Annotated in this window: 7 protein-coding genes; 2 read left to right on the forward strand and 5 right to left on the reverse strand. The window is 73.8% G+C overall.

Going from position 1 to position 11,840, the window contains the following annotated elements; genetic code table 11:
• Both ACIQ9P_RS12380 and ACIQ9P_RS12385 read left to right on the forward strand, forming a co-directional pair.
• Complete coding sequence (locus ACIQ9P_RS12380; protein ID WP_402353860.1) at positions 1-486, forward strand: nuclear transport factor 2 family protein; 486 nt, start codon at positions 1-3, stop codon at positions 484-486.
• Between the two features lie 409 nt (positions 487-895).
• The gene (locus ACIQ9P_RS12385; protein ID WP_402353863.1) at positions 896-1,588 is read left to right on the forward strand and encodes a 4'-phosphopantetheinyl transferase family protein; all 693 of its coding nucleotides are present in this window, start codon (positions 896-898) and stop codon (positions 1,586-1,588) included.
• 37 nt (positions 1,589-1,625) lie between these two features.
• Here ACIQ9P_RS12385 and ACIQ9P_RS12390 read toward each other — a convergent pair whose 3' ends face one another.
• From ACIQ9P_RS12390 to ACIQ9P_RS12410, 5 genes are all read right to left on the reverse strand, one after another.
• Positions 1,626-1,934 (reverse strand): hypothetical protein, encoded by a 309-nt coding sequence (locus tag ACIQ9P_RS12390; RefSeq protein WP_402353866.1) that lies wholly within the window; start codon positions 1,932-1,934, stop codon positions 1,626-1,628.
• An 85-nt stretch (positions 1,935-2,019) separates the two neighbouring features.
• Positions 2,020-3,003, reverse strand: a complete 984-nt coding sequence (locus ACIQ9P_RS12395; RefSeq protein ID WP_402353869.1) for a TauD/TfdA family dioxygenase — start codon at positions 3,001-3,003, stop codon at positions 2,020-2,022.
• A gap of 16 nt (positions 3,004-3,019) precedes the next feature.
• Positions 3,020-3,862 carry a thioesterase II family protein gene (locus ACIQ9P_RS12400; RefSeq protein ID WP_402353872.1) on the reverse strand — a complete coding sequence of 281 codons (843 nt, stop codon included), beginning with the start codon at positions 3,860-3,862 and terminating at the stop codon, positions 3,020-3,022.
• 110 nt (positions 3,863-3,972) lie between these two features.
• Complete coding sequence (locus ACIQ9P_RS12405) at positions 3,973-11,298, reverse strand: amino acid adenylation domain-containing protein (protein WP_402353875.1); 7,326 nt, start codon at positions 11,296-11,298, stop codon at positions 3,973-3,975.
• Between the two features lie 47 nt (positions 11,299-11,345).
• Positions 11,346-11,510 (reverse strand): hypothetical protein, encoded by a 165-nt coding sequence (locus tag ACIQ9P_RS12410; RefSeq protein ID WP_402353878.1) that lies wholly within the window; start codon positions 11,508-11,510, stop codon positions 11,346-11,348.
• Between the last annotated feature and the right edge of the window lie 330 nt (positions 11,511-11,840).

The raw sequence follows: 11,840 nt of genomic DNA on the forward strand, positions 1-11,840 counted from the left end.
GTGTACCACGCCATCGTCCGGCGCAACCTCCGCAACTCGTTCGCCGACGTCAACCGAGGCAACTACGCGGCCATCGTGCGGCAGTTCACACCCGACGCGGAGCACTGGTTCTCCGGTGCGCACGCGTTGTCCGGCGGGCGCGAGACCGCCGAGCAGATCCAGCGGTGGTACGACCGGCTGGCGGAGGTCATGCCCGACCTGCGCTTCGAACTGAAGAAGGTCGTCGCCAAGGGCTGGCCCTGGGACACCGTGGCCTTCGCCGAATGGGTCGACCACCTGACCGACCGCGAGGGCAACAAGTATTCCAACCAGGGCGTGCACGTGGTGCGGATCAAGTGGGGCAAGATCACCGAGCTCCACATCTACTGCGACACCGAGCTGCTGGAGTCGGTGCTGGACAAGCTGGGCGAGCAGGGCGTCGGCGAGGCCGTCGCCACGCCGGTCGGCAGCCCCGGCCCGTTCCGCGAGGCCCGCGTCGGCAGGTGACGCGCGCGGGTCCGCCGACGGCGGGCGGTCCGGTGTCCCCCGGGCCGCCCGCCGTCGTGCGGGAGGGGTGCGGGAGGGGTGCTGGCCGGGCGTGGGTCGGGTGCGGGCCGGTGCATTTTGCAAAGTGCACTCGGGTTTGCAAGGAGCAGGTAGGGGCCGGGCCCGAGCCGGGCCCGGCCTGGATCCGGACAGCGGCGCGGCTCGGGTGAGGGCGCGGGTGTGGGCACTTTGCAAATAGCACGCGGGTTTTGCAAAGAGCACGGACGGGCCCGGAAACAGGCAGTGGCGTGGCTCGGGTGTGGGCGCGCACTTTGCAAAGAGCGCGCGGGTTTTGCAAAGAGCAGGTGCGGGCCCCGGGCCGGATCCGGCCCGGGGCGGCGCGGGGAGTCGGACGGGGGAGTGGGGACGGATGAACGCGCAGGACCCGGGAGCGGTCGAGCTCTGGTTGCTCGACGCCGCCGCCGTGGCGGTGGGGCCGGCGGAGCTGGGCCGCCTCGACGAGGAGGAGCACCGGCGGGCCGGGCGCTTCGTCCGGGACTCCGACCGCGTCGTCTACCTGGCCGCGCACGTCGCGCTGCGGCACGTCCTCGGCCGGCGCCTGGGGCGCGCCCCGGAGGCGCTGGTGTTCGCCCGGGAGCCCTGCCCCGGCTGCGGCGAGCCGCACGGGCGGCCACGGCTGGCCGGGGACCCGGCCGGAGTCCCGCACTTCTCGCTCTCCCACGGCGGCGGCCGGGTGCTGATCGGCCTCGCCGACGCCCCCGTCGGGGTGGACGTGGAACCGTTGCCCGGGGCCGACAGCGTGGAGGTGCTCGCCACGACGCTGCACCCGGCCGAGCGGGCCGAACTCGCGGACGTCCGTCCGGCGGACCGGCCCGGCGCGTTCGCCCGGCTGTGGACCCGCAAGGAGGCGTACCTCAAGGGCGTCGGCATCGGCCTCGCCCGCCCGCCCGCCGCCGACTACCTCGGCACCGCCGAGCCGGCGCGCCGCCCGGTCGGCTGGGCCGTCACCGACGTGCCGGCGGGTTCCCGGCACGCCGCCGCCGTGGCACTGGCCGGGGGTGGTGCGGCCGTGGAGTACCGACTGCGGCACGGCCTGGGCTGACTCGGGGAAGGGCGCGGGGCAGGGCGCGGGGCCGGGGTCAGTGCTCGGAGCCGTGCCCGCCCGGGTCGAGGAGCGCACCCTCGGTGCCGGGGGCGAGGGAGGCGCCGAGGCCGGCCAGGTGGGCGGTGGGGTGGTGGACCCGCAAGTAGGCGTTGCAGAGGGCGCGCGCGGTCGACTCGGACTCGGCGAGGCTCGGGAGCGCGAGGAAGAGCACGACGTCGGCCGAGGTGGCGCGGCCGTCGACGTAGACGTGTTGCACGCCGGTCGGACGCGGGAGGGCGCGCTGGAGTTCGGCCGCGTCGGGGGCGCCGTCCGGGAAGTCGAGTCGGGCCAGGATGAGATGCATCGGGCTTCCGGCCGGGGCCGGTCGCGGTGTCGACCGGCCCCGGATAGTAGAGATCAACAGGTCTCAGGATAAACGGAACTGACGCTCAGTCGAGAACGAAACCGTTGTCCGGACGACTGGCCCGGCTGCGGCGGTTGTCCAGGTGGACGAAGGTGCGGTGCAGCCAGCGGTCGTGGCCGTCGTAGCGCGGCTCGAACGACGTCCGGCCGTGGACGGACAGGCGGTTGTCGACGAACGCCATCTCGCCCGGCTGGAGCACCAGCATCGCGCCGACGTCGAGCAGCGCGTCGCGCAGCACCTCCAGGGCGGCGCGGCCCTGCTCGTCGAGCGCGACCGTGGCGCTGAAGTCGACCCGGATGTCCGGATCGTCGGGGTCGCCCTCCAGCACGGCGTGCTGCGGGGTGGCGTCACCGGCGGAGAACGACGGCGGTGGCTCGGTGACGAAGCGCGGCGCCCGGAGCACCGCGGCGACCTCCTCCGGGACCAGCAGCAGCGCCCGCCGGATCGAGGAGACCAGCGTCCCGGCCGTGCCGGTGTGGTCGTTGCGCAGGCACAACAGGCTGACGTAGTCGGGGCGGTGGGGGTGGAAGGCGTTCTCGACGTGCAGTTCGAGGAGGGTCGAGCCGGCGTTGCTCTGGGACTCCTCGCGACCCGGCACCGGGACGACGTTCTGCACCAGGGCGCCGGACTTCTCCTCCCGGTAGGCGATGACCTCGCCGAGTGCCAGGCTGATCAGCGCCGAGACGGCGGCTGGCGGCGTGGCGGCGCGCTCGACCGACTCCGGAACGGTCGGCGTCAGCCGCAGGCCGTCCTCGAACACCGGCAGGTTGCGCAGGATGAGCAGCCCGTCCGGGCCCGGGTCGTGGCGGTAGTCGCGGATCTCCTCCAGGACGCGGACGGGGAGTCGGCAGGCGAGCTTGCGGGCGGCGTCCATCCAGGCCCGCTGGTCGATCAGACGCGGTGGCACCTGGGCGAGGGCCTCGGCGAGCTCGGCGACCTCCCGGCGCTCCCGGTCGGTCAGGGTCAGGCCGGTGGTCGCCTGGATCGGCGCCGGAAGGGCTGTGGTCATGGTGCGGTGGTCCCTTTCAGTGGGTCTGTGCGGACTGGGCCGCGGACTGGGTCGCCCCGTGCTGCGGGGCCGTTCGGAACCGGAGGTCGGACCGCAGGTGGCCGGTGATGCGGCCCAGCAGTTCGGCCTCCAGGGGTTCGAGGTAGAAGTGGCCGCCCGGGAAGACGTTCAGCTCGAAGGCGGACACGGTGGTCGCGGACCAGGCCCGGGCCGCCTCCACGGCGCAGACCGGGTCGTCGTCGCCGGTGCAGGCGACGATCGGGACGGCGGTCGGGGGGACGGCGTTCGCGGGGACGGAGGTCGGAGGCGCGGCGGTCGGGACGGTGTCCGCAGAGCCGGCGGCCGGGGGCACGGCGTTCGCGGGGCCGGTGGCGGTAGTGGCCCGGTAGTGGGCGAGCAGGCGGAAGTCGGCGCGGATCCCCGGCATCAGCAGCTCGCGCAGGGCCGGGATCCGCAGGGCGTCGGTCGAGTCGCTGCCCAGCGCGTCGACCAGGGCGAGCAGGTCCTCGTCCGTCGCCGACCGGAGGGCGGCGTGGTCGACGAGGTGCGGCGCCGGCGACCCCGAGACGAAGAGCCGCACCGGCGGCGGCGCGTCCGGAGCGGCGGCCAGCCGGACCGCGACCTCGTACGCCACCAGGGCGCCCATGCTGTGGCCGAACAGCGCCACCGGCACGCCCCGCAACGGCGCGAGCGCGGCCGCGATCTCGTCCGCCAGCTCGGCGACCCCGGCCGGGAACGGGTCCCCGATCCGGTCCTGCCGCCCCGGGTAGCAGACCGCCAACACCTCGACGTCCTCCGGCAGATGACGGTGCCAGCTCCGGTAGGCCGCCGGGCTGCCGCCCGCGTGCGGGAAGCACACCAGGCGGAGCCGAGGCCGGTCGACCCGGTGCTGCCGCCGGAACCAGCGGGCGGCGGCCGGGGGGAGAGGTGCCGGGGGGAGAGGAGCCGGGGGGAGAGGAGCCGGGGCCGTCACGCGTCCGGACCCTTGCGGAGCCGCTCGTCCTGCTCGCGCGCCGTCGCCTCGTCGATGGCCTGCTGCCAGAGCCGGCCGAGACCGCGCTGCCCGGACCAGACGGTCGCCAGCAGGTACCGGACCAGTTCGCGCCCCCCGGCACCGTTGCTGAGCAGCACCGCGCCGGTCCCCGAGCGGGCCCGCAGTCCGGTCATGGCCTGGTAGCCCAACGCCTGCCCGCCGTGGCCGAATTCGAGGTCGGCGCCGGTGCCGTCGAGGATGGTGCTCCAGCCGTAGTTGCGGCCGCCCAGCGGCGTCAGCATCCGGTGGACCAGCTCCTGGCCCACCAGGCTGCCCGGCCGCCCGAGGTAGCAGCGGCGGATCTCGGCCGCGAGCCGCGCCAGGTCGGCGGCCGTCGTCCACAGTCCGCCGGCCGCCGCCTCCGGATGGACGACGAAGCCGTCCGGGACGGGTGTGCCGTCCGCGGCGTGACCGCGGGCGAAAGGCCGGCCGACGGTGTCCGGGAACACCGGGTCGAAGCCGCTCGCCGTCATGCCCAGCGGTTCGAGCAGCCAGTGCCGGGCGAGTTCCGGGAAGGCGGTGCCGGTGGCGTCCGCCATCGCCTGCTGGAGCACGGAGAAGTTCAGCGGGTTGAGCCGGAACACCTCGCCCGGCGCGTCCGCCCGGCGCACCGGCGGTGTCTTGGCCGGCGCCCGCCCGTTCAGGACGTCGAGCAGGGTGGGGAAGGGTTCGTGGCGCGGGTAGTTGTCGTCGAGCGGGGGGTGCGGGGCGAGGCCCGACTGGTTGGACAGCAGGAGCCGCGCGGTGACCGGGCCGGCGCCGGGGCCGCCGTCCGGCACCCGCCAGGACGTGAGGTGCTCGTTGATGTCCCGGTCCAGGTCGAGGATGCCCTCGGAGGCCAGGCGCAGGGCGAGGAAGGTGGTGACGTGCTTGCTGATCGACCCGGCCGGGAAGAGCGTGTCGGGGCTCGCCGGGGTGGGGTCCTCGGCGCCGAGTACGCCGTAGGCGCGGACTGAGGTCACCTCGCCGTTCTCCAGCAGCGCGATGCTCGCCCCGGGGACGGCGTGGCGGGCCATCAGCTCGGGGACGGGGTCGGTGGTGGTGACGGGCGAGGTGGCGGCGGTCGGGCGGGAGCGGGGGCGGGTGGTGGCGGTCGTCGTGCGGAGGTGGGCGCTCAGCTCGGCCAACTGCTCGTCCGCGAGCCGGTGGACGGTCGCGGCCGTGTGGGCGGCGGGCCGGTACGTCCAGCGGAGGTAGAGGCGGTCGTCCTGGACGTGGGCGTCGACGTGGAGGAGGTGGGACGGGGAGGCGTCCGGGGCCAGGTGGCCGGGGGCGAGGACGAGGGTGTCGTCGGTGGCCGGGGCCGGGGCGGCCGGGGTCCAGCTGAAGCGGACCTGTGCAGACGGCAGCGCGGCCAGCTCGGCGGCGAGGTCGGCGTCCGGCGCGAGGTGTCGCAGCAGGCCGTAGCCGTGGACGGGGGAGGGGAGCGCGCGCAGCTGGCGGGACACCGCGGAGACGGTGGCCGCCGCGTCCCGGTCCGCCGGCAGGCGCAGCGACACCGGATGGGTGTCGGCGAGCGGCCCGACCGTCCGCGACAGTGCCGGGCCGAGTTCCGGGTCGTGGCGCGGGTCGGTGAGGACGTCGATCTCGATCCGGTCGCCGCCCGCCCAACGCGCCAGCGTGCGGCCGAGGGTGGCGAGCACCGGGTGCTCGGGCCGTGGCTCGGCGAGAAGCGCCGAGGTGAGGTCGGCGGGCAGGACGGTGACAACGGTGGCGGTGGTGATGTCCTCGGGGTTCGGGTGGTCGACCGGGAGGGCGGCGGCGGGTGGACGGGCGAGCCAGCGCTCGCCCTGGTCGAGCAACTCGGGGGAGAGTGACTCCTCGGCCAGCTGCCCCGCCCGGACCGGCCACGGTGTGGCGGGCGTCGGCAGGACGGGCTCCTCGCCCGAGGCGAGCTGCCGGTAGGCGGAGTCGAGGTCCTCGGCGAGCACCGCGAAGGACCCGGCGTCGGCGGCCAGCGCGTGCACGGTCAGCCACAGCTCGTCGGGCTTCCGGTCGTCGACGCGCACCAGGGTCGCCCGGACCGTGCTCGCCCGGCCCGGGTCGAGCGTCGCTCGCGCCTCGTCCAGCGCGGCGCCGATCGCGGACGCATGGCTGCCGGCGGCGGTGGTGCGCAGGTCGAGGAAGCGGAACAGCCCGCCGGGTACCTCGGCCCCCGGCCGGAGGACGGGCGGTCGCGCCTCGGACACCAGGGAGGCGCACAGAACCCCGTGGTGCCGGACGACCGAGTCCAACGCGCTTGCGAGCAGGGCAGGTTCGGCCTGGACGCTGAGCGGGAGCCGGACGGTCCGGCTCGCATTACCGGCGGTGGCGAGGGTGTGCCGCTGGCTCGGGGTCAGTGGAAGGTCCTCGGCGGCCGGTTCGACGGTGACCATGGTGGCCAACTCGGCCAGGGAGGTGGCCTGGAGAATCATCCAGACGGCGAGCGAGAGCCCCGCCTCGCGGCAGGCCGCCAGCACCTGGACGGCGCGGATCGAGTCGCCGCCGAGGGCGAAGAAGTTGTCGGTACTGCCGACGCGCGGCACCCCGAGCACCTCCGACCAGACGGCGGCGAGACGCTCCTCCGCCGCCCCGCGCGGGGCGACGTACTCCTCGGTGGCGAAGGCGGCCAGGTCGGGCGCGGGCAGGGCGCGGTGGTCGACCTTGCCGTTGGCGGTCAGGGGGATCTCGGTCAGCTCGACGAAGGCGGCGGGGACCATGTAGTCGGGCAGGGCGGTGCCGAGGTGCTCGCGCAGGGCCGTCGTGTCCAGCGTGACGCCGTCGGCCAGGAGCAGGTAGGCGATGAGGGACTTCTCGCCGGAGCCGAGGGCGCGGACGGTCACAACGGCGTCGCGGACGTGGGGGTGTTCGCGCAGGCGGGCTTCGATCTCGCCGAGTTCGATGCGGTAGCCGCGGATCTTGACCTGGTTGTCGATGCGGCCGAGGGTCTCCAGGGTGCCGTCGGGGAGGAAGCGGGCGAGGTCGCCGGTGCGGTAGAGGCGGGAGCCGGCGGGGCCGTGGGGGTTGGGGAGGAACTTCTCGGCGGTGAGGTCGGGGCGGCCGAGGTAGCCGCGGGCCAGGCCGGTGCCGTCGATGTGGACCTCGCCCGCGACACCGATCGGGGCCGGCTGCAGGTCGGCGGTCAGGACGTACATGCCCGTGTTGGGGATCGGCGCGCCGAGCGGGATGGCCTCGGTGAGCGGCAGGGTGTCGATGATCAGACCGGAGTTGCCGATGGTGATCTCGGTGGGCCCGTACTCGGTGGCGACCTTGGTGCCGTCCGTACCGGCCAGCTGCTGCCAGCGCTCGGCGAGGGAGACGGGGAAGTTGTCACCGGCCGCGATGACGACACCGGCGAGATCGTGGGCCTGGTCGGCGGACAGCTGGTGGGTGAGGAGGTCGAGGTGGCCGGGGGTGAGCTTGACGAAGCTGAACGGACCCGCCTCGGCGAGGGCGGAGCCCAGCGACGCGGTGTCGATGCCGTCCGGGAGCAGGGTGACCGGCTGGCCGCAGATGAGCGGCGTGAACAGGTCCGGGATCCCCAGGTCGAACGAGATCGACGAGAACAGCGGAGCACCACCCGTGCCGTGGGAGGCGTAGGTGTCGACGGTCCACGTCAGGTAGTTGGCCAGACCGGCGTGGTGGATCATCACGCCCTTGGGACGACCCGTCGAGCCGGAGGTGTAGATGACGTAGGCCAGCTGCGCCGGGTCCGTCGCACGCGCCGGAGCGGTGACATCGCCGCCGATGAGGTCACCGACGAGCAGAGTCGTCCCGTCGAACGATCCAACGGTGTCCGTGACGAGAATGCGAGCTTGGGTGTCGTCCAGGATGAACGCGCGCCGCTCGGCGGGGAGGGTCGGGTCCAGCGGCAGGTAGGCCGCTCCGGCCTTCCAGATGCCCAGGAGGACGGGGACCAGCTCGGGGCCGCGCTCCAGGCACACACCGACGAGCGAGTCGGCGACCGCACCGGCCGCGATCAGGTGGTGCGCCACCTGGTTCGCCCGCTCCTCCACCTCACGGTAGGAGAGGCGAACATCCCCGGCCACGACCGCGACGGCCTCCGGCATCGCGACGGCCTGCGCCTCGAACAGCTCCAGCACCGTCCCCGCCGGCCGCTCCACCGAGCCACCCGAAGCCCAACCATCGAGCAGCGAACGCTCTGCGTCCGACAGGAACACCACATCCGCAGCCCCGTCCGGATCCCCGGCCATCGCCTCCAGCACCGAGCGGTACATCCCGCCCAACCGCCCCAGATTCTCGCCACTCACCACCTCGGTGGACGAGAGCAGACTGAACGCGCCGCCGCTCGCGATGGCGGTGAGCGCGAACTCGTTGCTGCCGTCGCCCATGGTGGCCGACACGTCGACGGTGTCGGTGTCGACCTGGTGGAAGTCGAGGTACTCGAACAGGATGGTCAGCAGCTCGCGCGAGTTCCCGGCCGCGCGCTGGATGGCGGGCAGCGGGTAACGGCGGTGGGCCCAGATCTCGGTCTCCTGCCGGTACACCCCCTCCACCAGCTCACGCCAGGTACGGGCACCCCGACTCGCCGGGAACGGCAGCGTGTTCAGGTGCATGCCCAGGACCCGGTCCGCGCCCGGCGCCTCCAGCCGGCCGTGGTAGACGACACCGGTGTGGAAGGACTCCTCCATGCTCAGCATGCTCAGCACGTTCAGGTGCGCGGCGAGGAAGACGCTCTTCAGCGACGTCCTCGCCGAGGCCGCCAGGGACCGCAGCCCTTCCTCCAGGTCCCCGTACGGCACCCGGACGCCGTGGTTCCGCACCTCGGCCGACGGATCGGCCCAGGAGGCGGGGACGGCGGCGGGCGCGTGCCGGTCCAGGACGTCCTGCCAGAAGGACTGGTCGCCCGGATCGGTGAGGGAACTCTGCTCGGCGGCGATGAAGTCGGCGAAGCGGACCGACGGTTCGGCGTGCGCCGCGGGCTCGCCGCCGTCGCGGAGGGAGCGGTAGCAGTCGAGCAGTTCCATCAGCAGCGAGTTGAGCGACCAGCCGTCGGCGACGGCGTGCTGGTAGCCGACGGTGAGACGCCAGGCGTCGTCCGCCTCGACGTGGACGGTGAAGCGCAGCAGCGGCGCGGCCGTCATGTCGAAGCCGGCCCTGTGCTCGCTCTCGACGAACTCCCGTGCCGAATCCTTCTGCTGCGATGCGGTCAGCTCGCGAACGTCGTGCACGGCGAGAGGGATCTCGACCTGCGCGTGGACGAGTTGCAGGGGCTGCGCGTAGCCGGTGAGCGCGACCGAGGTGCGCAGGATCTCGTGGCGGGCCACGACGGTGTCGAGGGCCGCGCGCAGGGCCTCGGCGGAGAACGGCTGCGCGTCGGGGATCCGGAAGGAGTTGATGTTCTGGTAGACGCGCTCGTCGGCCGAGGCCAGCATCTCGACCAGCATGCCGGTCTGCACCTGCGACAACGGGTACGCGTCCACCACACCCGCCGGGAGGCGGTCGCGGTCCCGGTCGCCGATGAGGGCGAACGGTGCCACGGCCGTGACCAGTGAGCGGTCGGAGGCGCGACCGGCGAGGTGGGCGGCGAGGGCGGTGACGGTGCGGTGTTCGAAGACGTCGGGGATCGAGACGTCGTACCCGGCCACGCGCAGGGCGCCGACCAGGCGAACGGCCCGGATCGAGTCGCCGCCGAGGTCGAAGAAGCTGTCCTCGGCGCTGACCTGCGGGAGTTCGAGCACCTGGGACCAGACGGCGGCGAGGCGCTCCTCCACCGGGGTGCGCGGGGCAACGTACCGTTCGGCGGCGAAAGCGGCCAGGTCGGGGGCGGGAAGGGCACGGTGGTCGACCTTGCCGCTGTTGGTGAGCGGCACGCGTTCGATGGTGACGAAGGCGGCCGGGACCATGTACTCGGGCAGGTCGGTGGCCAGGTGGGCGCGGAGCGCCGACGGCTCGGGGACGGCACCGTTGTTGGCCGGGACGAGGTAGCCGATCAGGGACTTCTCGCCCGTGTCGGTCTCGCGCACGGTCACCACGGCCTCGCGCACGCCGGGGTGGGCTGTCAGCACGGCCTCGATCTCGCCGAGTTCGATGCGGTAGCCGCGGATCTTGACCTGGCTGTCGATGCGGCCGAGGCATTCGAGGGTGCCGTCCGGCAGTACCCGGGCGAGGTCGCCGGTGCGGTAGAGGCGGGAGCCGGCCGGGCCGTACGGGTCGGGGACGAACTTCTCGGCGGTGAGGCCGGGGCGGCCGAGGTAGCCGTGGGCGAGGCCGTGGCCGTCGATGTGGAGCTGGCCGGTGACGCCGTCGGGCACCCGGCGGAGGTCCTCGGTGAGCACGTAGGTGCCGGTGTTGGCGAGGGGGCGGCCGATGGAGACCGCCGCCGCGTTCTCCGGGATCTCCCAGTACGTGGACCAGATGGTGGTCTCGGTGGGGCCGTAGACGTTGACCAGCCGCTGGACCTTGCCCTGGAGGTCGGCGGCGAGCTGGACGGTCACGGGCTCGCCGCCGGCGAGGGCGGTCACGGCGTAGTTGTCGAAGCCGGCGGCCAGCAGCAGGCGCCAGCCGGACGGGGTGGCCTGCACGTGGTTGACGCGGTGGGCGGCGATCAGCTTGATCAGCGCGGCGGCGTCCTTGGCCTCGGCGTCGGAGGCGAGGACGACACGGCCGCCGGTGGTGAGCGGCAGGTGGAGTTCGAGGCCGGAGATGTCGAAGGAGATCGACGTGGAGGCCAGCCAGGTGGCGCGGCGGGCCGGGGCGATGGACTCGTGGACGGAGCTCAGCAGGTTGTGCAGGGCGCCGTGGCTGATCATCACGCCCTTGGGGCGGCCGGTGGAGCCGGAGGTGTAGAGGACGTAGGCGAGGTGGTCGGGGTGGGTGGCCGTCGGCTCGTCGGCGCCCACTTCGGTGACGTCGTCGGCGTCCAGGACCAGGCGGGCGCCGGTGAAGCCCTCGGCGCGGGCGAGGTGCGCGGAGTGGGTGAGCAGGACCGGGGCCCCGGCGTCGGTGAGCATGTAGCCGATGCGGTCGGCGGGCAGCGCCGGGTCGAGCGGCAGGTAGGCCGCGCCCGCCCGCCAGATGCCGTACAGGGCGGGGAGCAGGTCGGGACCGCGGTCGAGGCAGACGCCCACGATGTCGCCGGGCCGGACGCCGGCCGCGCGCAGCCGGGCGGCGACCAGGCGGGCCCGGTCGTGGACGTCCTGGTACGACAGCTGCACGTCTCCGGTGACCACGGCGACCGCCTGCGGTCGGGCCGCGGCCCGGGCCGCGAACAGCTCGCCGGTGAGTGCGTGGTTGCTCGCTTCGAGCCGCGATCCTGACACGGGGACTTGCTCCACTTCGGAGGTGGTGGGGGGTGGTGGGGTGCGCGTCAGTTCGAGGCGTCGGCGGCCGTGCGTCGGCGCAGGCTCAGCGGGCGCGGGCCGGTCCGCACCTCGCCGATCCGGGCGAGGGCCCACCGGATCGAGTACTGCACCTCGTTGTCGAGGACGACCAGGTGGGTCTGCGACTGCGCGTCTACGTTCAGCTCGGCCATGGCCGGTTCCCCGATCACTTGAGGCTGGTGGGTGCGGGCCCGGTCACGACCCGGCCGCGTCCCCGCACGAGGCGGCGAGGGGAAGAGGCGGCCCCGGGCGTGCGGAGACGAGGCGGGTGGTCCGCACGCTCGCACGTGAGGTGTGCAAGGAGTCTCCGTAGGCCCGCTATAGGGGCTCTATACGGAGGACGAGGCCACGGGCCCGGAGTCCGTGGGCGCAGGAAGTCGACCCTGCGACTCTGCTGGCGAAGTAGCTGGTTGGGGTCAGGCTGCTGTTGCGATGCCGTGTTGGGTGCAGAGTGTGTGGATGCGGGTGGGGCGGCGTTCTGG

It is taken from the genome of Kitasatospora sp. NPDC094019 (assembly GCF_044764505.1).
Lineage (GTDB): Bacteria > Actinomycetota > Actinomycetes > Streptomycetales > Streptomycetaceae > Kitasatospora.